We start from the raw sequence: 22,710 nt of genomic DNA on the forward strand, positions 1-22,710 counted from the left end.
AAAGGGTACGTCGATTCATATTGGCACTCGACCAACAGGTCGGTCGTATGAACTTCGACGAATTCACCGGCACGGTACAACATCGACTCGAATTACCCGGTACCGGCGAGACTCTCCGGGCGATCCGGGCAACACTGATGACACTCGGTCAGCGTCTTCCCGAGGGCAACGCCGAAGATCTCGCCGCGTCGCTCCCCTTAGAGATCAAGTGGTATCTGACCGGCGCGGTCCACGAACACGGCCAGCGCTTCGACTGGCAGGAATTCGTCTCGCGTGTCAGTGAAATCGAACAGGCCGACCCGGCCGACGCGGCCTACCACGCTCGCGTCATCGTCGACATCGTACAGACGCTGGTCCCGGGGTCGGATTTCCAGCAACTGCGCGATTTGCTCCCCGAAAGCGAGGACGACGAAAACTGGCGCAAGCTTTTCGAAATCGTCGATGCCGGCGGATGGAGCGAAGCCGCAGAGGCCCAGACAGGTGGCGGTCCTCAACCCGACGCGACGAGTCGAGACGAACTCGAAGATGCGGATCGTGGCTCCGACCCACCAGAGTAAGCCGTAACTCCGATCATCACTGGCGAAAATCCATATTTCGAGCGATTGGCAATGGTCCCTTACGCGCTCGGCCCAACGAATATCGTGAGTGGTGGGATGACGGAGTGGACTATCGTGCCTGCTTGGAAAGCAGGTGGCCGAGAGGCCTCGTGGGTTCGAATCCCACTCCCACCGTATCGGGCGCTGGCCAGTGTTTCTGACAGCATCTATCCGTGCGCAATTATCCATACCTCCCAAATTTCGCCTCACCGCCGACAGCGGCGAAGGATGTTCGGACCGACAGAAACGTGAACGGTAGCGAGCGCGAGCGGAATATCGCAGAGATGTGGATACTTCGTTCGGAGAGATAGACGACGGGCGATTAGACACGGAGACGCGTTCGTTAGCGCATTTCGTCGAGTGGGACGAACGATCCATCCGTAGCGGCAATCCACTCGGTCTCCAGCATCCGCTCGCTCCTCGGCAGCGGCGATATCGAGCACCTCTCCACGTCGTCAGCTTGTTCTGTGATGTTCGCCACGAACGCTTCGTCGTGTGCTGGCTGGAATGGCTCCCAGTCGTCTGATTCAGTCGGGACGGAACTCATCGTTATCACCTCGTGTTCGATAGCGTCGATTTCGCAGAGGGACATTGGACCTAGCCTCACAAAAATATCGTATCCGATTACAACTCGCTGGGACTCCCCCGGCGTGTTCCGTACCTGTACAGCACTGTCGCAGTGAAATTAGGGGAGAGTACCGATCTTCAGCGGTGCGACAGGAGCCACGGGTCGTCATTCGAGCATCCAGCCGAAGCGTTTCTCCCAGAACTCCTCGGTCGGGGGCTTCTTACTTTCGCCGTACGTCTTGCGATCACGAATCTGTCGTTCGAGCACGTCGCGTGCCTCGTTGAGTGCGTGACTCGCCCCGTAGCCTTCACCGGAGGCGATGTACAGTCCTCGATCGGTGTGCAGGCGGATGCGGGCAAGCAGAAGAGGCGTCCCTCGAAGTTTCTCGTCGTGTTCGTGAAGGTGGATCTTCGCGTCTAGAACGGACATCCCGTGGTCACGGTCGTCGAACTTCTCGATCATCGCCACGACGTCCTCGTATTGCACGTCGTCCAGCAAATCGGTGCCATAGACTTGGACGGCTCGATTGCCGCCAGCCTCCCACGTGAGCGAATCGAGGATGTCGGTCTTCGTGACGATACCGAAGGGCCGGCCGTCTTCCGTGACGACGAGCGACGATCCGCCGATGGCGAACATCTCCTCGACGGCCGTCTCGAGTGTCGCGTCCGGGTGAATCGTGCGTACCGGCGAGACCATGACGTCTCTGACCGGGAGATCCAAGATGCGGGCGAGTTCCCCCTCCCGGGCACCGAAACCGCCGTGAGCCCGACCGGTACTGGCCGAAATGTCTCCACCGAACGAGTCCGTGCCACCTGCATCGCCGCCTTGGCTCTGTTTCGCGGAACGAACCGTTAGATCGGTCACGTCGTAGAGACTCAGGATGCCAATTGCAGTGTCGTCCTCGACGACCGGGAGATGCGTGATCCGCTTCTTCCGGAACACGTGGAGTGCTTCACCGAAGGTCGACTCCGGATCGAGCGTGACGAGGTCGGCGGTGGAGGCCTCGGCGACGGTCGCCGCGTCGAGAAACGGCTGGACTTTCTCCAGAATCGCATCGACGGTGACGACGCCCGCTAGTTCGCCCCCGTCGAAGACCGGGAGGAGCTGTGCGTCGCTGTCGATCATGAGCTGGGCAACCTTGCGGATGTCCTCGTCGGGGGCGAGTCTGGGGACGTGCCAGACGAGCGAACCGACCTTTTCGTCGGGTTGGTGGTGCGAGGTGGCGAGCTGTCTCCTCGTGACGATTCCCTCGAATTCATCGCCGTGTACGACGACCCCCTTGACGGTCGGATCGTCGAACGCACCGACGAGCTTCGACACGGGCGTGTCCGGTGAGAGCGCTACGTACTCTTCCGAGACGATATCGGCAATTTCCATGGCTGTGAGTGGTGTCCGCTTCGGCTGATTGTCGGTCGCGTCGGCCGTAATCGTGGTGCTGACAAGTACCACTTCGCCAGAGATTCACAAGTATTCGCCGGAGGTTCCCGATATCTGAAAAGCGACGTACAGGGGTCGTCGCGGGACGAATTGCCCCGGCGACTACTCCTAGCACCCATCCATGCTGGCCGACACGTGCGACGGTGTATCGTCGCCCGAGAGGGCACCTGCGTTAGCAGGAGAAATTTGAAGACGGCCCGAAGACGCCCAGTACGAGTGCTCCAGTGAGCGCCCGACGGGAGAACCCCGGTTAGAATCCCCACGGGTACAGATCCGGGATCGCCTCGACGTCGGCGTGGACATCGAGCGGATGGAGGGCGCTCGTCTCGTCGAAATACATGAATGCATCATATCGTTCGGGAAGAACCGTCGGCACGTAGTTCCCCGCCTCGTGAGCCGGGTGATACACGACACCGATGGCGCGATGACCCCGAGGTCGGGTGAGCGGTGAGTCGTCGGGAAGCTCCCCGGTTACGAGGAAACAGTCGCCTCCACCCGCCTGCTCGAAGACGTGTTCGTAACTTCCCTCCTGTGCGGGTGGGACTGTCATCTCCTCCAACCGTGCGCCCCACGAATCCGCGGCGATCACCGTGCCCTGGTGTGAACCCATACCAATCAATGCCACGTCGGCCCTGCCTTCGTGCTCGCGAACGAGTTGGCCGACATTGAGCCGTCCCCGCGCCTCCATGTCAGTCGCTCTGGCGTCGCCGATGTGGGTGTTGTGCGCCCAGACGATGCCCTTGCTGTCCGATCCGTGATGCTTCTGCAAACGCTCCAGCGTTTCGACCATGTGTCGGTCCCGGATGTTCCAGGAGTCGACCTCGCCACGAACCATCTCTCGGTAGTACTGTTCGGCGTTTTTTGCGACCAAGGCGTTCTGTTCGGCGTTGAAGTAGTCATCGCGGCTGTGATCGTACGCTGCGACCTGCTCGCGGAGCCGCGTCAACATTTCTACCACCTCGTCCTCGCAGGTCTCGGGAACCATCCGGAGCGCCCGCGCGTACTCCTGTGCGTCTTCACCGTACGGTTCGAAACACCGGTAGGCGGCCCTGGCCTCGGCTGCTGCATCCGGGTCTACGTCCTCGAGATAATCAACGACTGCGTCCATCGACTCGAACAGGCTGTACACGTCGAGGCCGTAGAACCCGATTCGGTCGTCTTCGGGGAGTCGCTGGTTGTGAAGCTCCAGCCAATCGAGGAACTCGAGGGCCTCCCAGTTCGCCCACATCCATGTCGGCCACCGTTCGAACGCCTCGAGAGCGTCGCGGATCGTCTCGGGAGACACCGAGAGACCCTTGACGTACCGATTGACCTCGTAACAGTTCGTCCAGTCACCTTCCACAGCGACGAACGAGAAATCTTTCTCTTGGACGAGTCGGGCCGTCAGTCGGGCGCGCCAGCGGTAGTACTCCGAGGTACCGTGCGAAGCCTCGCCCAGCAACACGTACGTTCGATCTCCGAATTGCTCGACGAGACGATCCAGATCGGAGGGCTGTTCTAGTCCGTGTGTCGTCGAGCGGACGTCGGCGACGGCCGCGTCGATGTCGCCCGGTTCGGTCCACGACGTGCGATCCTGGAGCCTCATACGTCCCCTCTACACCGACCCCTCGTCGACGCGCTTGCGTCCCCGCTCGTTTATGCTGTCGGCGAGTTCCTGTACGTCGCTCTCGGTGAGTTCGCTCTCGCCCGTGAGTTCGTCCATCACTTCGAGCGCCTCGATTTTCTCTTGGATGACCTGCCGCGTCACCTCACTCCAGTTGATTTCGGGGTGGTTCTCCATGCGCTCTTTGCGGTTGCCGTCCACGTTGACCGTGATCGTGGGCATACGGAATCCTATGAACACTCAGAATACTGTGTCTATCGGCGTGTTCCATACCGGTCGAATTCGGAGGCTTCACGCCGGAAAGGACGATTCGTTCACCCACCGAACGGGCGCCTGCAGCGTCCATCGTTCTACGTGACGGACAGCAGTTGGCAGACTGCGGTACGGCGCTCATAAACAACCCCTCCTCGATCGTTTTTGATTTCATCACGTTTCGGAACGAGAGTCGCCGCCGACCGAATCAGCCGCCGTTCGGAACGGCTTCGAGCGTGCCGAATCGACGGCGAGGACGGCCATATCTTCGCGTTTCGAGCCGTTTCCGGGCTACTAGCGCTGATAATTGGGAACGTGTATTTAACCGAAACTACGCCAACCGCTAGGGTATGAACGGACGTGACGGCACGCGACGTGTCCTCGTCGTCGACGACGACTCGACGTTAGCGGCGCCGCTCGCGGACGTGTTCGAGAATCGGGACAGTGACGTCACGGTCGAGACGGCCGCAACCGCGGCCGCGGGATTCGAGTGGCTCGACGACGACGAACTCGACTGTATCGTCTCGGCGCACGCCCTTCCCGATCGAACCGGGATCGAGTTCCTCGACGCCGTTCGAGACACACATCCGGAACTGCCGTTCGTTCTCGTCACCGACGAGGAGGTCGCGAGCGAAGCCATCAGCGCGGGGGTGACCGACTATCTCCGGAAAGACGAGGCGATCCGACAGCCCGACGTCCTGGCGACTCGGATCGAGGACGCGGTGGAAACACACCGGTCCCGGCGGGAGTTGCGGACCCGACACGAGGAGTTGCACCTCTACGAACAGGCCTTCCAACAGATGCAGGAGGGGGCGTGTCTGTACGATACGGACGGGCGGTTCGACATCGTCAACGACTATCTGACCGACTTCTACGGAACGACGCGGGAAGCACTCGAAGGACAGCCGAGTCAACTCGTCGAGACGATCCGCGCAGAGGGTGACGGCGATCCGTTTCAAGCGTTGCTCGACGGTGAACGAGCGGTCGTCCGCGGCGAGACGACCTTCGACCACCCGGACCGCGGCGAGGTGTTCCTGAACTACCGCCTCGTCCCACTACGGATCGGGGACGACATCGAGGGTGTCGTCGGCGTGGCGCGGGACGTGACGGAACAGCGAATGCGGGAGCGCCAACTGGTGCAGGCCCGGGAGGAGTCTCAGGAGTTGATCAACGGAATGAACGACACCGCCTGGGTCATCGGCACCGACGAGCAGTTTCTCGCGGTGAACGATGCGGCCGTGGAGCAGATGGGGTATTCGCGGTCGGAACTCCTCTCGATGGCCCCACACGACATCGACGCGGGGCTGTCGGACGGTGAGATCACGTCACTTATCGAGAACATGCCGGAGGACGGAATGCAGGTGTTCGAGACGGCCCATCGGACCAAAGACGGTGAGGTGATCCCCGTCGAGATCAGTTCCAGTTTGGTCACCTACCAGGGTGAGACGGCGATTCTGAGCGTCGCGCGGGACATCACCGACCGCAAGGAGTACGAGGGACGACTGCGCGAACAGAATCAGCTCCTGGAACAGCAACGCGACGAACTGGAGGTGTTGAATCAGGTGTTGCGCCACGACATCCGCAACGACCTCCAGCTGGTGACCGCCTACGCAGACATCCTGCACGACCACGTCGACGACGAGGGTCTGGAACATCTCGCGACGGTTCAGGACCGCGCTACCCACGCGGTCGAACTCACACAGACGGCGCGGGATACGGCCACGATGATGCTGACGCGCGACTCGGAGAACGAACCCATCGACGTTCGGTCCGTGCTCGAAGACGAAATCGAAGACCTGCGGAAGCGCTACCCGGACGCCGACGTGGTCGTGGCATCGGAGATACCGTCCGCGGTCGTCGAGGCCAATGAGATGATCGCGTCGGTCTTCCGGAATCTCCTCACGAACGCGGTGCAACACAACGACGAGGACGTGCCCGAAATCGTCGTCTCCACGACGAGGGAGGGAGACGAACTGGTCGTCCGGATCGCCGACAACGGGCCGGGCATCTCCGACGCACAGAAAGATGCCATCTTCGGAAGGGGGGAGAAAGGTCTCGACAGCCGAGGAACGGGACTCGGCCTGTATCTCGTCGAGACGCTCGTCGAGCAGTACGGAGGCGACGTGCGGGTCGAGGACAACGATCCGGAGGGAGCCGTCTTCGTCGTCGAACTGCCGACAGTCGAGTGAGCGGCGACACTGGATGCGAGGATCGACGGCCGGAGGGGGAGTTTTAGGCACTGGGCATTCCAACCTCCGGACATGTCAGACGACGCGTTCGAACTGACGGAACCGACCCTGACCGCCGACGACCTCCTCGTCCTCGACGATCCCCGCTTCGGCCCGGAGACGGCGAGCATCGTCACGGGCGCCGCGTCGGGGATCGGTCGCGCGACGGCACTCGCCCTCGCGGCCAATGGTCTCACTGTCGTCGCGGCCGACATCGACGCTGACGGGCTCGACGAGACGGTCGCCAAAGGTGTGGACATCGGCGTCGACGGCGACATCGTGCCCGTCGAGGCGGACCTCACCGACGACGCCGAGGTCGAGGCCATCGTCGAGACGGCGGTCGAGCAGGGCGACCTCCGCTACGTCGCCAACATCGCCGGCATGCAACACATCGCCTCCATCCCCAACTTCCCGATGGAGATGTACGACCGTCTGCTCGATATCATGCTCCGCGCGCCGTTCCTGCTCTCGAAACTGGCAATGCCGCACATCCGCGAGGCGGAGGGCTACGGCGCCATCGGCAACATGTCCTCCGCCCACGGCCACTACGCCACCAAGGACAAGGCGGCGTACATCACCGCGAAACACGGGCTGAACGGGTTGACGAAGTGTATCGCCGCCGAGGGCGAGGGGACGCTGCGGGGCTTCTCGGTCAGCGTCGGTTACGTGCTGACGCCGCTGATGGTGAACCAGATCGAGGACACGGCCGAAGAACGAGGCATCTCCGAACAGGAAGTCGTCGAGGACGTGATGCTCGGGCAGGCGCGTACGAAGGAGATGATGACGCCCGCCGAAGTCGCGAACCTCTTCGTCTTCGGCTTCTCACAGCACGGCAAACACCTCAACGGCGGCGACATGCTCTGGGACGGCGGCTACACGACGACCTACGAGTAACTACTCGATGACGGTGTGACCCGTCCGCCGTCGGTCGACGAACTCCCAGTCGATGTCGACGCCGAGGCCGGGACCGTCGGGGACGGCCATCCGACCGTCGTCGTCGATGGACTCCGGCCGCCCCTCGAACCCCTGATTCAGGATCCAGTCGCTCTCGGGGTTGAGCAAGCCGTGTTCGAAGTAACTGGAGTTTCGGAGCGCGCTCATGAGGTGCATGTGCGCCGGGCCGCCGAGCAGGAGTTCCACGTCGACGCCGAACGCCTCGGCGGCCTCGGCGGTCTTGAGCGCGCCCGTGATGCCACCGTCCATGTGCGCGCTGGCGCGGACGAGGTCGGTCGACTCGCTCGCGAGGCTGTCGACGGCGCCGTACGGACCGGTGCGGACGTGTTCGAGGCCGAGCATCGGCGTGTCGAGCGCGGCGACGAGTTTCTTCGTCGTCCGCTCGCTCACGCCGCCGTCGTGCATCGGGTCCTCGTACCAGAAGAAGTCGAGGTCGTCGAGCGCCTGTCCGACTTTCAGGGCGTCGGCGTAGGTGCGATAGAGGCTGGAGCTGTCGATCATGAGGTCCATCTCCGAACCGACGCGGTCCGCGAGCGCCTCGCAGATGGCGATATCCACCTCGGGTCGTACCTCGGGGTGGCCGTGGAACTTGAAGCCGTCGTAGCCGCGGTCGAGACACCGTTCGGCGTAGTCGGCGAACGCCTCCGGCCCGTCCAGTCCCCCGTTGTCGTCGACGAACATCGTCGACGCGTAGGTGGGCAGGGTGTCACGGTAGCCGCCGAGGAGGGTGGAGACGCTGGCGTCGTGATGGTTTCCGGCGAGATCCCAGAGCGCCACGTCGATGGCGCCGAGACCGAAGTGATCGGTGTGTCTGAGGGCGCGCCAGCAGTCCTGCCAGATACCGCGTCTCGCGAGCGGATCGCGGCCGAGCAGATGCTCCTCGGCGACCATCTGCACCTGCGCGATGCTCGGGGGCGTGAACGCGAAGCCGCGGTAGTGGCCCTCGGTGCCGTCGGCGGTGCGGATGGTCAGAACGAATCCCGGCGGTTCGAGCGTCGAGTCGGGGTCGTACACCCAGTTGCCGCCGACGGTCCCTGTTCGTTCCACCTCGTAGTCGAACTCGTGAATCTCGACATCGGAGATGCGCATTCGAGAGGCGTCGGTGGCGAGGATGAAAACGGTTGGGACCGCACGCCTCGTCCGGCCGTCTACTCGGGACGCGGCCGACTGAGGTTCTGCAACGTCCCCTCACAGCCCGGACACGCCGCGAGCGACTCCGAGCTACAGAGACGCTTCCCACACTCCAGACACTCGTAGAGCTGTTCGTCCTGATTACACGGAGCGGGATCCGGTACTGTTGGCATATCGTCAGGATATTGCCGGTGGAGGGTGTTAACTCTTGTCAGTGTCGTCGCCGACGGTCGGCGTTCGTGGACTCGACCGTCGAACGGCTGGACGGTGACGGGTCGGTGTCTCCGTGATCGTGGCCCCATTTTTTATCTCGCCGTCACGATTGGTGTCGTATGTTCGACAAACTCCTCTTTCCCACCGACGGGAGCGACGGCGCGGCCGCCGTCTTCGATCACGTCCTCGACGTGGCCGAGGCCCACGACGCGACGGTCCACGTCCTCAGCGTCGCGGACACGACCCGCGAGAGCGTCACGCAGTTCCGCGGGCAGGTCGTCGACGCCCTCGAACAGGCCGGCGTCCGGACCGTACAGGAGGCGGCCGGGCGCGCCAGCGACCGCGGCGTCCCGACCGTCACCGAGGTCATGCAGGGCGAACCGTACCGCACCATCGTCGACTACGCCAACACCTACGACATCGACCTCGTGATCATGCCGACCCACGGGCGGCGAGGACTGGACCGCTTCCTCCTCGGGAGCACGACCGAACGAGTCGTCCGGCGCTCGGACGTACCCGTCCTGACGATCCGTCCGGACGACGACGTGACCGTCCGGTATCCGTACCGGAACGTGTTGGTACCGACGGACGGGAGCGATCCGGCCGACGCGGCGCTGAACATCGGCATCGACGTGGCGAACACCGCGTCGGCCGCCCTCCACCTCGTCTCGGTCGTGAACGTGACGAGTCTGGGCGTCGACGTCCGCACCGATATCCAGACGGCGGCGCTGGAAGAGAACGCCGAAGGGATTCTCGACGCGGCCGCGGGTCGGGCGCGCGAGGCCGGGATCGCCCCCGCCGCCACCGCCGTCGAGTTCGGCGGGTCCGTCTCGCGAACCGTCCGAACGTACGTCACGGACCACGATATCGACCTCGTGATCCTGGGCACCCACGGCCGGACGGGATTCGACCGATACGTCCTCGGCAGCGTCACGGAACAACTCGTTCGAACGGCGCCGGTGCCGGTGCTGACGGTGCGAGGAGCCCCCGACTCACAGTCCTGAACTCTCGCGTCAGTCGCTCGACTCCGCGTTTCCTCCGCTTCCGGCGCCAATTATCAGACGCTGGAGTCAGTGGACACACTTATTTTATGGAATTGACGACGGCAGGTATGGACGACTACGGGACCGTATTCGGTCAGGGTGCGCTGAACGCCCAGCTCTCCACCGACGACCTCATGCGCGAGTGCGGACTGGACGAACGGGAAATCGAGTGGCGAAAGAATTTCATCAGTTTCGACGAGACCGACGCTCGTCGGCTCTCGGATCTGGAGTCGGTGTTTCGCGATCACTCGGAGCAGATCGCCGAGGACTTCTACGACAACCTCACCGCGTACGACCAGACGACCAACGTGATCGGCCGGTCGGAGAAGGGTATCGAGCAGCTAAAACGGACCCAGTCGGCCTATCTGGTCACGCTGGCCAGCGGCGACTACGGGCAAGACTACTTCCGCAACCGCGCCCGCGTCGGCAAACTCCACGACATGCTGGAGATGCCGATGAAACAGTACATCGGGCAGTACGGCGTCTACTACGACCTGCTCGTTCCGCTGTTGTTCGACCGCCTCGAAGACCGACTGGTCGATCGAGTGACCGACGAGACGGCGGCGACTGACGAGACGGCCGTCGAGGAGGCCGTGGAGTCGGCGCTCGACGTGAGTCGGGAGGAACTGCTCGCAGTCCTGCGAATCATCAACCTCGACATGCAGGTGGTGGCGGACACGTACATCCACTCCTACAGCCAGAAACTGGAGAACGCCCTCGACGAGCGCGAGCGCCTCATGGCCGAGGTCGAGCGTGATCTGGCCGAGCCGATGGGCGAGTTGCGCGACTCCGCGGAGGAAGTGGCCGAGCGGACGACCGCTATCGACGACCGGACGGACGAACAGGTCGACGCGATGTCCGACGTGGCGAGCGAGGTGTCGAACATGAGCGCGACGGTCGAGGAAATCGCGTCGACGGCGGACGAAGTGGCGTCGACCAGCGAGCGAGCGGAGGCGCTGGCTGCCGACGGTCGGGAGGCGGCGACCGAGTCCATCGAGGTGATGGAGCGGGTGAGCGAGTCCTCGCGCGACGCCGCGACCGATGTCGACGACCTCGAGGACCGGATCGACGAGATCGACGAGATCGTCGAGGTGATCAACGACATCGCGGATCAGACGAATCTGCTGGCGCTGAACGCGTCCATCGAGGCGGCACGGGCGGGCGAGGCGGGCGACGGCTTCGCGGTCGTCGCCGACGAGGTGAAAGGGCTCGCCGAGGAATCCCAGCGCCACGCGAGCGACATCGAGACGATGGTCACGGATATCAAAGCCGAGACGGCGGCGACGGTTGAGAGCCTCGAACGGACGACCGACGAGATCGATCAGGGAATGGCCCAGATCGAGGCGGCGATGACGAAGCTCCAAGAGATCGTCGACGCCGTTCGCGACGCCTCACAGGGAATCAGGGAAGTGTCCGAGGCGACGGACGATCAGGCCGCCTCGACCGAAGAGGTCGCCAGCATGATCGACCAACTCGTCGATCAGACCGAACGCGTGTCGGCGGAGATCGAAGGGGTCGCGGCGGCCAACGAGGAACAGACCGCCCGCATCCGCGACATCGACGAGACGATCCGACGGCTCGGCAACGACGAGACGGATCGCCCATCCGAGAGCGACGACGCGGTGAACCCCGGCGCTGCGAGCGTCAATCTTCAATAGCCCCGGTCGTGAATCGGCGGCCGTAGCCATGATCGACGGGAGTCTGGGGCCGTGGTAGTCGACAGCTTCACCCAGTTGTTCGGCACCAATCCGGTGATCCACGGCCTCGTCGGCGGCGTCGTCATCGCGACACTCAACCTCCTCGGCGCGTCGCTCGTCTTCGTCTGGCGGGATCCCTCGGAACGAGCGCTCGATGGGGCGCTCGGCTTCGCCGCCGGCGTCATGCTCGCGGCCAGTTTCACGAGCCTCATCATCCCCGGTATCGAGACGTACTCGAACGGAAACCCGCTCCCCGTGCTGTTCGGCGTGGCGCTCGGCGCGCTCTTTCTGGATCGCTCGGACGTGTTGGTCCCCCACGCCCACTACCTCGTTTCGGGAGGACAGCGCACCGACGCCGCGGCATCCGCAGAGGGACTCCCCATCGACGACGAACGCCTCGCCGGCGTCGTCCTCTTCGTCCTCGCGATCACCCTGCACAACATACCGGAAGGGCTGGCGGTGGGCGTCGGGTTCGGGAGCGGCGACCTCAGTACGGCCATCCCGCTGATGCTCGCTATCGGCATCCAGAACGTGCCGGAAGGATTGGCCGTCTCCGTGGCGGCGATCAACGCCGGCCTGGATCGCCGCGCCTACGCCGTGTTCGCGGGAGTCCGGTCCGGTGTGGTCGAGATTCCGCTGGCGGTGTTCGGGGCGTACGCCGTCGGTACCGTCTCGACGCTGCTCCCCTACGCGATGGGGTTCGCCGCGGGTGCGATGCTCTTTGTCATCAGCGACGAAATCGTCCCGGAGACGCACACACACGGGAACGAGCGGATCGCGACCCTCGGGACGCTCCTCGGCGTCATCGTAATGCTCTATCTCGATATTTCGCTCGGCTAACCTGTTCGGGTGTTGTTCCCAACTGGCTGGAACAATAGGGGTTCATATATCGGCAGCCATCCTATACCGACCAACGATGAGCGGGGGCGGAGATCTCACCTTCCACTGTCCGGACTGTGGAGAGGCCATGGCGGTGAACGAGCCGATGCGGGAGGCGTTGCTCGATCACGGCTGTGTCGTCTGTGGAACGTCGGTTTCGAGGAGCGCGTTCTCCGTCGACGCCGAATGAGTCGTCACCACGCGAGACTGCGCGCGGCAGGTGAACAAATATAAACAATCCCCCCGCTATTCTGCGGCAGAGAGCAGGTATGACCGTCGAGCAACAGACCGTGATGACGGGCGCCGAAACCGACGCCCTCCTCGAACGCCGTGAAACGGGGGTGCTGGCGCTCGCTCGTACTGACGAGCCGTACGCGGTCCCAGTTTCGTACGGATACGACGCCGACGTTCGGCGGTTCTGTATGCGACTGGTGTCCACGCCGGATAGTGAGAAGCGCCGGTTTCTCACCGATTCCCCACGAGTCCGGTTCGTCGTGTACGAAGAGGAGGAAACGACCTATCGGAGCGCCGTCGCGAACGGTCGGCTCGAACGCGTCCCCCGGACCGAACTCACGCCCGAACACATCGAGCGGTACGGCGCGGCGAAGCGCCCGCTGTTCGAGATGTGGGGCGAGGAGAAAGTCGACCTCGACATCCAGTTGTACGAACTCGATCCCGACGAACTGAGTGGGCGGCGGATCGACGTCGACGACGAATAGGGGAGCGCGACAGTCGCGGTCGCTACTCCGCCAGAATGGCGTCGAGGAGTTTCGTCTGTGCGGCCGCCAGATGCTCGGTGAACGTCGACCGTGAGATATCGAGGGTCTCGGCCACCTCGCCCGCGTTCGCCCCTTTCGGGCGTTCGAAGTAGCCCATCCGGTGCGCGGTCGCCAGCACTTCTCGCTGGCGTTCCGTGAGTCGTCCCCGGTCGACGAAGACGAGGTCGTGATTGGATTGATCCCCGTGCGTCCGGAGGAGGCGACGGATATCGACGTTCGGGAACGTCTCCTGGAGCGTCGTGATGATGTTCTGTAACGCTTCGATGTCGGCCGCGTGAAAGACCAGATACAGCATGCCGTCGCGTGTGTGCACGTCGACGACGGGGCAGTCGAACTGCTCGATGCACTCGCACGGACAGCCCCGACCGCGCTCTCGGCTGAACCGGTAGACGGTCTTCGAGCCGTACGTGAACACGGCGTCGATGTCGTCGGTCGCGTGGGTGGCGGCGTCCGCGCGGTCGAGCATGAACTCCTCAGTCACCGTCCCCGACGACTCGGAGGCAACACCTCTCGACACGGAGAAGGTGGACGTGCCGGCGTCGGCCGCCGTCGACGCGACGGGACACGTTCCGTCGGCGTCGACCCGCAGTTCCGCGCGGATGCCGGAACTCATTACCACCCCTGTTCTGGCCGCACACTGGTAAACGCACCGACCACCGGGATGACTCGCACCGCACACGGTCGTCGTTGCTTATAAAGTACCCCCGATATCGTGGGTGAAGACTGGTTTGGGGTGGGTACGTCCGTAGGGGTGAACGACGATGGCTATCGCTACCTCCGCCCGCCTCGAACACCCGAACCGTGAGACGACCGTCGAGGACGACGACGACGTGAACGCAATTTTGCACGCACTGCAGGACGACGACTGCCGTGCAGTGCTGGAAGCGACCGACGAGGAGTCGCTGTCCGCGAGCGAACTCGCCGAGACCTGTGATCTGCCGCTCTCGACGACCTACCGAAAACTCGACGCGCTCACCGAGGCCGGACTGCTCGCCGAGCGGACACGTCTCTGTCCCGACGGCAAACACGCCAGCGAGTACGTGCGCGTGGTCGACGAGGTACTGGTCGACGCCGGCGCCGGATTCGAACTCACCATCACCCGCCGCGAACTCCCCGAGCGAGACGCCCGGATTCCCCAGACCGCGTGAGCGGGACCACTGGACGGTAGTTTCGGGATGCTGCCGGACAGGTAGCGACACAGGGACTGCAGGCCCTCTGAGCGGCGTGCGCCGCCCGGATCTCGAAGCACCTGCACAATTATATGTGAAGCTTTCGACAGCTAGAGGGCATGCCATCCGTAGAACGACTCCGGGCGCTGTACGCCGATATGGTAACGGCGCGCTACTACGAGGAACGGCTACAGGAAGAGTACCTGGAGGGGAAACAGCCGGCGTTCGACATCTCGGCCGGTCCCATCCCCGGTGAACTCCATCTGGCGGCGGGGCAGGAGGCGGCCGCGGTCGGCGTCTGTCATCACCTGCGCGACGACGACGTGGTCACCGCACCGCACCGACCGCACCACGTCGCCATCGCGAAAGGCATCGATCTGAAGCGGATGACCGCGGAGATATTCGGCCGCGACACCGGGCTCTGTTCGGGGAAGGGCGGCCACATGCATCTGTTCGATCCCGACGTAAACTTCGCGTGTAGCGGTATCATCGCGGAGGGCTGTCCGCCCGCCGTCGGCGCCGGTCTCGCAGCGAAAAAGCGCAACACCGACAGCGTCGCAGTCGCGTATCTCGGCGAGGGCGCTATCGATCAGGGTGGGTTCTTCGAGTCGCTGAACTTCGCCGCCGTCCACGACCTGCCCGTCGTCTTCGTCGTCGAGGACAACGACTGGGCGATCAGCATGCCCCAAGAGCGCGTGACGGACGTCGAGAGCGCCGACACGCGCGCCGACGGGTTCGAGATGGACGGCATCCGGGTGGATCACGACGACGCCGTCGCCGTCTACGAGGCCGCCGCCGAGGCGGTCGGTCGCGCCCGCGATGGGAACGGCCCGACCATCCTCTCCGTGCAGGTCCACCGCCGGATGGGTCACTTCATGGGCGACCCGCAGAGTTACCGGTCCGACGAGGATCAGGAGGCGGCGCTGGACCGCGACTCCATCGAGCGCATGGAAGCCCACCTCCGGGACCACGGTCTCGACGACGACGACCTGGGCGCGGTACGGGCGGAGGCGCACCAGCGCGTCGACGACGCCATCGCGTGGGCGAAAGACCAGCCGAAACCCGACCCGGACGACGCGTACGAACACGTCTTCACCAATCCGCCGTCGGGCGTGACCGACACCGAACCGGACTTCGACCTCGCGGAGACGGGGGGTGAGGGAGAATGATCGACCGCGAACTCACGATGAGTCGTGCCATCGTCGAGGCCATCGGCTCCGAGATGCGCGAGAACGAGGAGGTGTTCTACATGGGCGAGGACGTGGCCGACTACGGCGGCATCTTCGACAGCACGCAAGGGTTGCTGGAGGAGTTCGGCTACGACCGCATCATGGACGTGCCGATCAGCGAGACGGCCTACCTCGGCGCGGCCGTCGGCGCCGCCCAGCAAGGGATGCGCCCCATCGCGGAACTCATGTTCGTCGACTTCTTCGGCGTCGCGATGGACCAGATCTACAACCAGATGGCGAAGAACACGTACATGAGCGGCGGGTCGGTGAGCGTCCCCATGGTCATGACCACCGCCGTCGGCGGCACCTACAGCGACGCCGCCCAGCACTCCCAGACCCTCTACGGCACCTTCGCCCACCTGCCGGGGATGAAGGTGGTCGTCCCTTCGACCGCCTACGACGCCAAGGGGTTGATGCACAACGCCATCCGCGACGACGACCCGGTCGTCTACATGTACCACAAGCGCCTGATGGGCCTCGGATGGCTCCCTGCCCCCGCGGGGCCGAAGACGCCAGTCCCCGAAGAGGACTACACCATCCCCTTCGGCAAGGCGGACGTGAAACGCGAAGGGTCGGACGTGACGGTGGTGACGCTCGGCCTGCACGTCCACCGCGCGCTCGATGCCGCGGAATCGCTGGCCGACGACGGCGTCGACGTGGAGGTGATCGACCTCCGGACGCTCGTCCCCCTCGACCGGAAGACGGTGGTGGAGAGCGTCGAGAAAACCGGTCGCCTCGTCGTCGTCGACGAGGACTACCGCTCGTTCGGTCTGTCCGGCGAAATCGTCTCGGCCGTCGCCGACGAAGCACTCGACTCGCTGGAAGCGGTCGAGCGCGTGGCGATGCCCGACGTGCCCATCCCCTACGCTCGCGAACTGGAACACGAGGTGCAGCCGGACGCGAGTGATATCGAGACGGCCGTCCGTAACGTCCGATGAGCGACGACCGTGTACCCGTCGTCGCCGACGGCGCGTGGACCGACGACGTGGACGAGGAGGAGGGCGTCGTCGTCAACTGGTTCGCGAAGGAAGGCCGACGCGTCACGGCCGGCGAGAGCCTCTGTGAGGTGCAGGTCGAGAAGGTGAGTGTCGACATCGCCGCGCCGACGGACGGCGAACTCGTCGAAATCGTCCGCGCCGAGAACGCGGAGTTCACCGTCGGCGATACGCTGGCGTGGATCGAACCCGGGGAGGGGTGAGCGTGGCCGACGACGCCGGCACCGACGGCCCAGCCCCACGCACGCTCCGCGAGGAGCGCACGCCGAGTCCGATGCGCAAGACCATCGCGAACCGCCTGCAGGAGAGCTACCGCGAGGCCGTCCACGTGACGGTGAGTCGCGAGGTAGACGCCGAGGCGCTGGTGGCCGCCGCCGACGACGCGGGCGTCTCGCTCACGGACGTGTTGCTCCGCGCGCTCTCGGACGCGCTTGCGGCCCATCCGGCGTTCAACGCCACCTTCGAGGACGGTACCCACCGCCTCTACGAGGAGCACAATGTGGGCGTGGCCGTCGCCATCGAAGACGGCCTCGTCGCCCCCGTCGTCGCGGACGTGGGCGGCCGGTCGCTCGACGGTATCGCGGCCGAGCGCGAGCGACTGACCGAGGCCGTCCAGAGCGGCGACTACGCGATGGCCGACCTCCGGGGTGGCACCTTCACCGTCTCGAATCTGGGGCCGCTCGACGTCGACGGATTCACCCCGATCATCAACCCGCCACAGATCGCCATTCTCGGAGTGAACCGCGTGCAGGAGCGCGCTCGCCGAGACGAGGACGACGTGATCTTCCGCCGCACGCTCCCCCTCGACCTGAGTTTCGATCACCGGGTCGTCGACGGCGCGGACGCCGCGCGCTTCCTCGGGACGCTCGCCGAAGGTATCGAGTCGGCAGGGGAGTACGTCGACGAGGGGTAACTCGCCCCTCCCGAGCCGTCATCGGTGAACGTTTTGTAGGGGGCCGTGTAGCGCCGTCCGATGACCCTCGCGACCGGGGTGTGGTACGCCGCCGTCGCCGTCGCGTCGACTGCCGTCATCTGGAAAGGGAGTGGCTTTCTCGACGAGGCGAGCAAGCGACTGGCGCGTTACTACGGCGTCCCGCCGATCATCCGAGGGGCGGTGATTGCGGCTGTCGGGTCGAGCATGCCGGAACTGTCGAGCACCGTCCTCGCGACGCTCGTCCACGGCCAGTTCGACCTCGGTGTCGGCGCCATCGTCGGCTCGGCCGTGTTCAACATCCTCGTCATTCCGGCGGTCAGCACGCTCTCACGCCGGCAGGAACTCGAGGCGAGTCGCGAACTCGTCTACAAGGAGGCGCAGTTCTACATGCTCGCGGTGTCGATCCTCCTCCTGACGTTCGCCTTCGCGGTCATCTACGTGCCGGTCGGCAACGAGCGACTCGTGGGAACGATGACCCGGCCGCTCGCGCTCGTCCCCGTCGGTCTCTATGGCCTCTACGTCTTCATCCAGTATCAGGACCTCGCGGACCACGACGGGGAGCCGCTGGAGTCGGTCGCGGTCGGTCGGCGGTGGCTGGAACTGTTGCTCGGTCTCGCCCTGATCGTCGTCGCCGTCGAGGGACTGGTCCGGGCCGCCATCGGCTTCGGCGACCTGCTCGGCACGCCGAGTTTCGTCTGGGGCCTCGTCATCGTCGCCGCGGGGACGAGCCTCCCCGACCTGTTCGTGAGCCTTCGCGCCGCCAACGACGGGGCGGAGGGTGGCGTCACCAGCATCGCCAACGTCCTCGGGAGCAACACGTTCGACCTGCTGGTCGCGGTGCCCGCGGGCATCCTGATCGCCGGCGCCGCCCCCATCGACTTCGCCGCCGCCGTCCCGATGATGGCCTGTCTGACTATCGCGACGCTCGTCCTCTTCACCCTGCTTCGGACCGACCTGTCGCTCACCAACGGGGAAGCCTACACACTGCTCGCGGCGTACGCTGCCTTCGTCGGCTGGATCGTCCTCGAAACCGCCGGCGTGAGCGGCGTGTTGCCGAACGTTTAGTCGTCCCCCGAGCGCGACCGACGCAGGGCCCAGAGGACGAGGAAGACGCCCTCGATTCGGGCCGCCGTGTACACCCACGGCCGGAGCGACACGTCGTCCCCTTCGGTCGCGAGATTCATCCAGAAGTCGACGATGCCACGGGGCCGGAGCAGTTCGAGCACACCGAGGGCGAGTGCGGCGATGCGGAGGAGCATAGGGGAACTGACGCCGGCGACGCTAATAACTGTTGTTGGATTGTCTATACGAACGGCGACTGACCGCCTCGGTCGGACGGTTCCCGCCATCCGGGAACCGGGGAGTCATTAAACCGCGATCCGCGCCGAGGTTCACACGGTACCGGTCACGAACGGCCTCGTCGCCGGGAGCAACCCATGTCACACACGAAGCGTATCATCGTCGCGGGCGGCGGACGCGTCGGCCTCCGGACGGCGCGCGAACTCGCCGACCGCGGCCACGAGATTGTGCTGATCGAGAAGGAGTCGGCGCAGTCGGATCGGGTGGCCGACGAACGCGTCGCCATGGTCATCGAGGGCGACGCCACGTCGCCTGCGATCCTCGAACAGGCCGACCCGGAGCGAGCCGACGCTATCGCCGCGCTGACGGACGAAGCCGGGACGAATCTGGCCATCTGTCTCGCGGCCCGACAGGTCGCCCCCAACATCCGAACGCTGGCCCGCACCGACGCCGGCACCGAAGACGCCTACGACGAAATCGCCGACGCCACGATCCTCCCGCAGGAGTTGAGCGCCGCGACGGCCGCCGACATCCTCTCCGGGGAGGAGGTGCGGACCATCATCGGCGACCACCACGACCTCGAAATCCTGGAGATCGAAGTCGGTGAGGGCGCGCCGGTCGCGGGGCACACGCTCGACGAGATCAGCCTCCCGAGCGGCAGCCTCGTCATCTCGGATCGGGACCGCACCCGTATCGCCCGGGCCGACACCGAACTGCAGGCCGGCGAGCGGTACATCGTCGGCGTGGAGTCGGGCGTCGTCGAGGAAGTGCTGTCCCTCTTCCGCGGGTAGATGATCGGCGACCGGCACCGGCGCACTGGCGTCGACGGCTCCCCGCATCGCCCGAACCGACTACCACTGCGGCACTCGAATCGGGCCGGCGCACGAAGGAGTGCGCCAGCCACCCAGACCTCCCACATCCCGACCCATGGTTGATCCAGTCATCGCCAGCCGACTCCAGTTCGCACTCACGACCATCGTCCACATCGTCTTCCCCGTCGTCAGCATGGGGCTCGCCCCGTTTCTCGTCTACTTCACGTGGAAGGACATCCGGACGGGCCAGCCGGTGTACGAGCAGTTACGCCGGTTCTGGACCCGCATCTTCGCCGTCAGTTTCGTCGTCGGGACGGTGACGGGAATCGTTCTGGAGTTCGAGTTCGGGACCAACTTCGCCGCCTTCGCGACGACTGCCGGCCCGCTCTTTGGCGGCCCACTCGCCGTCGAGGGAATGATGGCATTCATGCTCGAGGCCACCTTCCTCGGCGTCTTCGTCTTCGGCCGGGAACGCGTCGGTGACGCGCTCTACATGGTGTCTGCCGTCGCCGTCGGCCTCGGTACGTGGCTCTCCGCCGTCTGGATCCTGATCGCCAACTCGTGGATGCAGACGCCGCGGGGCTACGAGATGGTCACCCAGAACGGCCAGCAGGTCGTCCACCTCGTCGACCCCGTCGCCGCCTACCTCAACCCGCGCTTTTTCTGGATGTTCGTCCACATGCAGAACGCGGCCGTCGAATCCGTGTCGCTGGCGATGGCGGGGGTGGCCGCCTACTTCGTCTTCAGACACCACGTCTGGGACCGTCCAGTCGATCACGTTAGCTTCTGGGAGACGACGCTCAAAATCGCCCTCGTCGGTCTGCTCATCACGGCGCCGCTCCAGGTGATCCACGGCGACATGTACGCTCGCCACGTCTACGAGACCCAGCCCCAGAAGTTCGCGGCGATGGAGGCCGTCTGGGAGACGGACAGCTACGTCCCCGAGTACCTCATCGCCTTCCCGACCTCCGTGCAGGACGTCCTCGACCCGCGGGCGAAGGACATCTTCGGCATCGGCATCCCCGGCGGCGCGTCGTGGCTGGCGAGCGGCGGCGACCCACAGGCGACGATCAGGGGGCTGGAGGAGTTCGAGGGCCCACAACCCCCCGTCGCCATCGTCTTCTGGTCGTTCCGTATGATGGTCGCGCTGGGCTTCTGGTTCGTCACGCTGGCGTTCTGGGGTGGCTACCGCTGGTTCCGGGGCGAACTGTTCGAGGACGACCTGCTCCACAAGGCGTTGATGGGATCGGCACCGCTCGGCGTTTTCGCCGTCGAACTCGGCTGGGTTGTCACCGAAGTCGGCCGTCAACCGTGGATCATCCAGGGGGAGATGAAGACGATGCAGGGCGTCTCGCCCGGGCTCACGGGAGCGGAGGCGACGGCGACGCTCGCCGGGTTCGCCGTCGTCTACCTCGGCTTGCTCGTGCTGTACGGCTACGTCGTCACTCGTATCGTTCGCGCCGGGCCGCCGACGGGGAGCGAGCTAGCCAGCGTCGGCGCCGAGGCAGACGCCGACGCGACGCCCTCGGAGGTGGGCGCCGATGACTAGCGTCGAAACGCTGTCGAACGGCCCGCTCTTTGGTCTGCCGCTCCCGGATCTCTGGTTCGGCCTCCTCTTTTTCATCTTCGGCACCTTCCTCTTTCTCGACGGCTTCGACTTCGGCGTCGGCGCGCTCTTCGCCACCCGCGACGACGACGCGGAACGCGAACAGTTGCTCGCTGCCATCGGCCCCTTCTGGGACGGCAACGAGGTGTGGTTGGTCGTCTTCGGCGGCGCGCTCTTCGCCGCCTTCCCGTCCGTCTACGCCAACCTCTTCAGCCGCCACTACCTGCTCATGTTCGCCATCCTCGGCGCGCTCATTCTGCGGGGCCTCGCCCCCGAGATGTACGAACAGCGCCACGACGAGCGGTGGCAGCGCTGGTGGGGGCGGGCGTTCGTCGCCGGCAGTCTCGCCACGCCCTTCTTCCTCGGCATGTTCACCGCGAACTGGCTCCTCGGATCGACGACGCTGGTGACGCTGCCGGGCGTCCTCGTCGGTCTGACCGTCGTCGCGCTGACCGTCGTCGACGGCGTGGCCTTCCTCCGCCTGAAGACCCGCGGCGACCTGCGTGCCGACCTCCAGTCGGACGGCTACCGGGCGCTCGCGGCCTATCTCGTCCTCGTCGTCCTGACGCTCGCCGGCCTCTACGCTCTGGCGCCCGGCCTCCAGCCGGTGATGCGCTCGCCGCTCGTCCTCGGCCTCGTCGGTCTGACGCTCGTTTTCGCCGCTGGCTACGCGCTGGCGACGCACGCCGACCGGTACTACGCCGCCTTCGCTGCGGTCGCCGGCCTCGTCTTCGCCCTCGTCGGCGTCGTCGCCCGTCTGCTCTACCCCGCTATCGACCCCGCGACGGGACTGACCGTCGAGACGGCCGTCGTGCCCACGCTCTCGCTCAACCTCATGTCCATCGGCGCCGCGCTCCTGCTTCCCCTCGTGTTCGTCTACTTTATCGTCCTCTACTCGGCGTTCAGCGGGCCAATCGAGGCGGGGGAGGCGTACTGATGGGTGACGCGGACGCCGGCGAGGATGTGGACTCGGGGGTACCGGATGGCGACGACACTGCGGACGCCGGTGCCGGCGGCGACGACCCGAGCCCTCGGCTCGGTTCCCGTATCCTGGTGACGTGGATCGAACTCACGGTCGTCGGCATCACCGGCGGCCTCGTCGGGGGCACGCTCGGCGGTCCGCCCGGGTTCGTCGTCTACCTCTTCACGACGCTGCTCACCGTCGCCATCCTCTTTTACAACGTGAACGACCTGATCGCGTGGTGGGTGCAGGCGGCGGCGTGAGCGGGGAGTTCCCGCGAGACGGAAACGTACTCCGGATATTTGAGTCTCGTCGGCGTAGGAAC

Annotated in this window: 26 protein-coding genes and 1 tRNA gene; 19 read left to right on the forward strand and 8 right to left on the reverse strand. The window is 65.0% G+C overall.

Going from position 1 to position 22,710, the window contains the following annotated elements:
* Positions 1–47 precede the first annotated feature (47 nt).
* Entirely contained in the window at positions 48–557 is a 510-nt protein-coding gene (locus DU502_RS09650; protein ID WP_121919164.1) for a DUF2267 domain-containing protein, read from the forward strand.
* Between the two features lie 90 nt (positions 558–647).
* Positions 648–731 (forward strand) — tRNA-Ser (locus DU502_RS09655).
* 208 nt (positions 732–939) lie between these two features.
* Here DU502_RS09655 and DU502_RS09660 read toward each other — a convergent pair.
* From DU502_RS09660 to DU502_RS09675, 4 genes are all read right to left on the reverse strand, one after another.
* Complete coding sequence (locus DU502_RS09660) at positions 940–1,188, reverse strand: DUF7511 domain-containing protein (protein WP_121919165.1); 249 nt, start codon at positions 1,186–1,188, stop codon at positions 940–942.
* Positions 1,189–1,329: 141 nt separating this feature from the next.
* Positions 1,330–2,541, reverse strand: a complete 1,212-nt coding sequence (locus tag DU502_RS09665; RefSeq protein ID WP_121919166.1) for a CBS domain-containing protein — start codon at positions 2,539–2,541, stop codon at positions 1,330–1,332.
* 310 nt (positions 2,542–2,851) lie between these two features.
* Entirely contained in the window at positions 2,852–4,186 is a 1,335-nt protein-coding gene (locus DU502_RS09670; RefSeq protein ID WP_121919167.1) for an erythromycin esterase family protein, read from the reverse strand.
* Positions 4,187–4,195: 9 nt separating this feature from the next.
* Complete coding sequence (locus DU502_RS09675; RefSeq protein ID WP_121919168.1) at positions 4,196–4,426, reverse strand: hypothetical protein; 231 nt, start codon at positions 4,424–4,426, stop codon at positions 4,196–4,198.
* A 380-nt stretch (positions 4,427–4,806) separates the two neighbouring features.
* On the opposite strand from DU502_RS09675, the gene DU502_RS09680 reads away from it, so the two are divergent.
* Entirely contained in the window at positions 4,807–6,645 is a 1,839-nt protein-coding gene (locus DU502_RS09680; RefSeq protein WP_121919169.1) for a hybrid sensor histidine kinase/response regulator, read from the forward strand.
* Between the two features lie 72 nt (positions 6,646–6,717).
* Positions 6,718–7,578, forward strand: coding sequence for an SDR family oxidoreductase (locus DU502_RS09685; RefSeq protein WP_121919170.1), 861 nt, complete (start codon positions 6,718–6,720; stop codon positions 7,576–7,578).
* Here DU502_RS09685 and DU502_RS09690 read toward each other — a convergent pair whose 3' ends face one another.
* A complete protein-coding gene (locus DU502_RS09690) occupies positions 7,579–8,727 on the reverse strand; it encodes an enolase C-terminal domain-like protein (RefSeq protein WP_121919171.1) in 1,149 nt (382 codons plus the stop codon).
* A 59-nt stretch (positions 8,728–8,786) separates the two neighbouring features.
* Complete coding sequence (locus DU502_RS09695; RefSeq protein WP_121919172.1) at positions 8,787–8,942, reverse strand: rubrerythrin-like domain-containing protein; 156 nt, start codon at positions 8,940–8,942, stop codon at positions 8,787–8,789.
* Between the two features lie 159 nt (positions 8,943–9,101).
* On the opposite strand from DU502_RS09695, the gene DU502_RS09700 reads away from it, so the two are divergent.
* The 5 genes from DU502_RS09700 to DU502_RS09715 all read left to right on the forward strand — a co-directional run bounded on the left by DU502_RS09700 (position 9,102) and on the right by DU502_RS09715 (position 13,320).
* Positions 9,102–9,986, forward strand: a complete 885-nt coding sequence (locus DU502_RS09700; RefSeq protein ID WP_121919173.1) for a universal stress protein — start codon at positions 9,102–9,104, stop codon at positions 9,984–9,986.
* 107 nt (positions 9,987–10,093) lie between these two features.
* Entirely contained in the window at positions 10,094–11,683 is a 1,590-nt protein-coding gene (locus tag DU502_RS09705; RefSeq protein WP_121919174.1) for a globin-coupled sensor protein, read from the forward strand.
* Positions 11,684–11,734: 51 nt separating this feature from the next.
* Positions 11,735–12,562: a ZIP family metal transporter gene (locus tag DU502_RS09710; RefSeq protein ID WP_121919175.1), complete on the forward strand. Its 828-nt coding sequence runs from the start codon at positions 11,735–11,737 to the stop codon at positions 12,560–12,562.
* 76 nt (positions 12,563–12,638) lie between these two features.
* Positions 12,639–12,791 (forward strand): DUF7560 family zinc ribbon protein, encoded by a 153-nt coding sequence (locus DU502_RS18265; protein WP_166033662.1) that lies wholly within the window; start codon positions 12,639–12,641, stop codon positions 12,789–12,791.
* A 79-nt stretch (positions 12,792–12,870) separates the two neighbouring features.
* Entirely contained in the window at positions 12,871–13,320 is a 450-nt protein-coding gene (locus DU502_RS09715) for a pyridoxamine 5'-phosphate oxidase family protein (protein ID WP_121919176.1), read from the forward strand.
* 22 nt (positions 13,321–13,342) lie between these two features.
* On the opposite strand, the gene DU502_RS09720 is transcribed toward DU502_RS09715, so the two are convergent.
* A complete protein-coding gene (locus DU502_RS09720; RefSeq protein ID WP_121919177.1) occupies positions 13,343–13,993 on the reverse strand; it encodes a helix-turn-helix domain-containing protein in 651 nt (216 codons plus the stop codon).
* A gap of 148 nt (positions 13,994–14,141) precedes the next feature.
* Here DU502_RS09720 and DU502_RS09725 point away from each other — a divergent pair, with 148 nt between their 5' ends.
* The 6 genes from DU502_RS09725 to DU502_RS09750 all read left to right on the forward strand — a co-directional run bounded on the left by DU502_RS09725 (position 14,142) and on the right by DU502_RS09750 (position 18,772).
* Positions 14,142–14,528 carry a winged helix-turn-helix domain-containing protein gene (locus DU502_RS09725; RefSeq protein WP_121919178.1) on the forward strand — a complete coding sequence of 129 codons (387 nt, stop codon included), beginning with the start codon at positions 14,142–14,144 and terminating at the stop codon, positions 14,526–14,528.
* A 140-nt stretch (positions 14,529–14,668) separates the two neighbouring features.
* Positions 14,669–15,718, forward strand: a complete 1,050-nt coding sequence (locus tag DU502_RS09730; RefSeq protein ID WP_241966759.1) for a thiamine pyrophosphate-dependent dehydrogenase E1 component subunit alpha — start codon at positions 14,669–14,671, stop codon at positions 15,716–15,718.
* On the forward strand, positions 15,715–16,716 hold the full coding sequence (locus DU502_RS09735) for an alpha-ketoacid dehydrogenase subunit beta (protein ID WP_121919179.1): 1,002 nt from the start codon (positions 15,715–15,717) through the stop codon (positions 16,714–16,716). Before DU502_RS09730 ends, DU502_RS09735 begins: the two co-directional genes overlap by 4 nt.
* On the forward strand, positions 16,713–16,976 hold the full coding sequence (locus tag DU502_RS09740; RefSeq protein WP_121919180.1) for a biotin/lipoyl-containing protein: 264 nt from the start codon (positions 16,713–16,715) through the stop codon (positions 16,974–16,976). Before DU502_RS09735 ends, DU502_RS09740 begins: the two co-directional genes overlap by 4 nt.
* Positions 16,977–16,978: 2 nt before the next feature.
* Positions 16,979–17,686 (forward strand): 2-oxo acid dehydrogenase subunit E2, encoded by a 708-nt coding sequence (locus tag DU502_RS09745; protein ID WP_394338915.1) that lies wholly within the window; start codon positions 16,979–16,981, stop codon positions 17,684–17,686.
* 60 nt (positions 17,687–17,746) lie between these two features.
* A complete protein-coding gene (locus DU502_RS09750; RefSeq protein WP_121919181.1) occupies positions 17,747–18,772 on the forward strand; it encodes a sodium:calcium antiporter in 1,026 nt (341 codons plus the stop codon).
* Here DU502_RS09750 and DU502_RS09755 read toward each other — a convergent pair.
* Positions 18,769–18,966, reverse strand: a complete 198-nt coding sequence (locus DU502_RS09755; RefSeq protein ID WP_121919182.1) for a hypothetical protein — start codon at positions 18,964–18,966, stop codon at positions 18,769–18,771. The two genes, DU502_RS09750 and DU502_RS09755, sit on opposite strands and share 4 nt — an antisense overlap.
* 177 nt (positions 18,967–19,143) lie before the next feature.
* Here DU502_RS09755 and DU502_RS09760 point away from each other — a divergent pair, with 177 nt between their 5' ends.
* The 4 genes from DU502_RS09760 to DU502_RS09775 all read left to right on the forward strand — a co-directional run bounded on the left by DU502_RS09760 (position 19,144) and on the right by DU502_RS09775 (position 22,648).
* A complete protein-coding gene (locus DU502_RS09760) occupies positions 19,144–19,797 on the forward strand; it encodes a potassium channel family protein (RefSeq protein ID WP_121919183.1) in 654 nt (217 codons plus the stop codon).
* 136 nt (positions 19,798–19,933) lie between these two features.
* Positions 19,934–21,367 (forward strand): cytochrome ubiquinol oxidase subunit I, encoded by a 1,434-nt coding sequence (locus DU502_RS09765; RefSeq protein WP_121919184.1) that lies wholly within the window; start codon positions 19,934–19,936, stop codon positions 21,365–21,367.
* Complete coding sequence (gene cydB / locus DU502_RS09770) at positions 21,360–22,361, forward strand: cytochrome d ubiquinol oxidase subunit II (RefSeq protein ID WP_121919185.1); 1,002 nt, start codon at positions 21,360–21,362, stop codon at positions 22,359–22,361. Before DU502_RS09765 ends, cydB begins: the two co-directional genes overlap by 8 nt.
* Positions 22,361–22,648, forward strand: coding sequence for a hypothetical protein (locus tag DU502_RS09775; RefSeq protein ID WP_199722650.1), 288 nt, complete (start codon positions 22,361–22,363; stop codon positions 22,646–22,648). Before cydB ends, DU502_RS09775 begins: the two co-directional genes overlap by 1 nt.
* The last annotated feature ends 62 nt before the right edge of the window (positions 22,649–22,710 follow it).

The sequence above is a fragment of the Haloplanus aerogenes genome, assembly GCF_003856835.1.
In the GTDB taxonomy this organism is placed as follows: domain Archaea; phylum Halobacteriota; class Halobacteria; order Halobacteriales; family Haloferacaceae; genus Haloplanus; species Haloplanus aerogenes.

Excerpts from the sequence above, each read along its gene's own strand:
- DU502_RS09715 (WP_121919176.1), top strand. The coding sequence starts at position 12,871 with ATGACCGTCGAGCAACAGACCGTGATGACGGGCGCCGAAACCGACGCC.
- DU502_RS09670 (WP_121919167.1), bottom strand. The coding sequence starts at position 4,186 with ATGAGGCTCCAGGATCGCACGTCGTGGACCGAACCGGGCGACATCGAC.
- DU502_RS09725 (WP_121919178.1), top strand. The coding sequence starts at position 14,142 with ATGGCTATCGCTACCTCCGCCCGCCTCGAACACCCGAACCGTGAGACG.
- DU502_RS18265 (WP_166033662.1), top strand. The coding sequence starts at position 12,639 with ATGAGCGGGGGCGGAGATCTCACCTTCCACTGTCCGGACTGTGGAGAG.
- DU502_RS09720 (WP_121919177.1), bottom strand. The coding sequence starts at position 13,993 with ATGAGTTCCGGCATCCGCGCGGAACTGCGGGTCGACGCCGACGGAACG.
- DU502_RS09690 (WP_121919171.1), bottom strand. The coding sequence starts at position 8,727 with ATGCGCATCTCCGATGTCGAGATTCACGAGTTCGACTACGAGGTGGAA.
- DU502_RS09660 (WP_121919165.1), bottom strand. The coding sequence starts at position 1,188 with ATGTCCCTCTGCGAAATCGACGCTATCGAACACGAGGTGATAACGATG.
- DU502_RS09740 (WP_121919180.1), top strand. The coding sequence starts at position 16,713 with ATGAGCGACGACCGTGTACCCGTCGTCGCCGACGGCGCGTGGACCGAC.
- DU502_RS09700 (WP_121919173.1), top strand. The coding sequence starts at position 9,102 with ATGTTCGACAAACTCCTCTTTCCCACCGACGGGAGCGACGGCGCGGCC.
- DU502_RS09680 (WP_121919169.1), top strand. The coding sequence starts at position 4,807 with ATGAACGGACGTGACGGCACGCGACGTGTCCTCGTCGTCGACGACGAC.
- DU502_RS09705 (WP_121919174.1), top strand. The coding sequence starts at position 10,094 with ATGGACGACTACGGGACCGTATTCGGTCAGGGTGCGCTGAACGCCCAG.
- DU502_RS09695 (WP_121919172.1), bottom strand. The coding sequence starts at position 8,942 with ATGCCAACAGTACCGGATCCCGCTCCGTGTAATCAGGACGAACAGCTC.
- DU502_RS09730 (WP_241966759.1), top strand. The coding sequence starts at position 14,669 with ATGCCATCCGTAGAACGACTCCGGGCGCTGTACGCCGATATGGTAACG.
- DU502_RS09775 (WP_199722650.1), top strand. The coding sequence starts at position 22,361 with ATGGGTGACGCGGACGCCGGCGAGGATGTGGACTCGGGGGTACCGGAT.
- DU502_RS09675 (WP_121919168.1), bottom strand. The coding sequence starts at position 4,426 with ATGCCCACGATCACGGTCAACGTGGACGGCAACCGCAAAGAGCGCATG.
- DU502_RS09685 (WP_121919170.1), top strand. The coding sequence starts at position 6,718 with ATGTCAGACGACGCGTTCGAACTGACGGAACCGACCCTGACCGCCGAC.
- DU502_RS09755 (WP_121919182.1), bottom strand. The coding sequence starts at position 18,966 with ATGCTCCTCCGCATCGCCGCACTCGCCCTCGGTGTGCTCGAACTGCTC.
- DU502_RS09665 (WP_121919166.1), bottom strand. The coding sequence starts at position 2,541 with ATGGAAATTGCCGATATCGTCTCGGAAGAGTACGTAGCGCTCTCACCG.
- DU502_RS09735 (WP_121919179.1), top strand. The coding sequence starts at position 15,715 with ATGATCGACCGCGAACTCACGATGAGTCGTGCCATCGTCGAGGCCATC.
- DU502_RS09750 (WP_121919181.1), top strand. The coding sequence starts at position 17,747 with ATGACCCTCGCGACCGGGGTGTGGTACGCCGCCGTCGCCGTCGCGTCG.
- DU502_RS09650 (WP_121919164.1), top strand. The coding sequence starts at position 48 with ATGAACTTCGACGAATTCACCGGCACGGTACAACATCGACTCGAATTA.
- DU502_RS09760 (WP_121919183.1), top strand. The coding sequence starts at position 19,144 with ATGTCACACACGAAGCGTATCATCGTCGCGGGCGGCGGACGCGTCGGC.
- cydB (WP_121919185.1), top strand. The coding sequence starts at position 21,360 with ATGACTAGCGTCGAAACGCTGTCGAACGGCCCGCTCTTTGGTCTGCCG.
- DU502_RS09765 (WP_121919184.1), top strand. The coding sequence starts at position 19,934 with ATGGTTGATCCAGTCATCGCCAGCCGACTCCAGTTCGCACTCACGACC.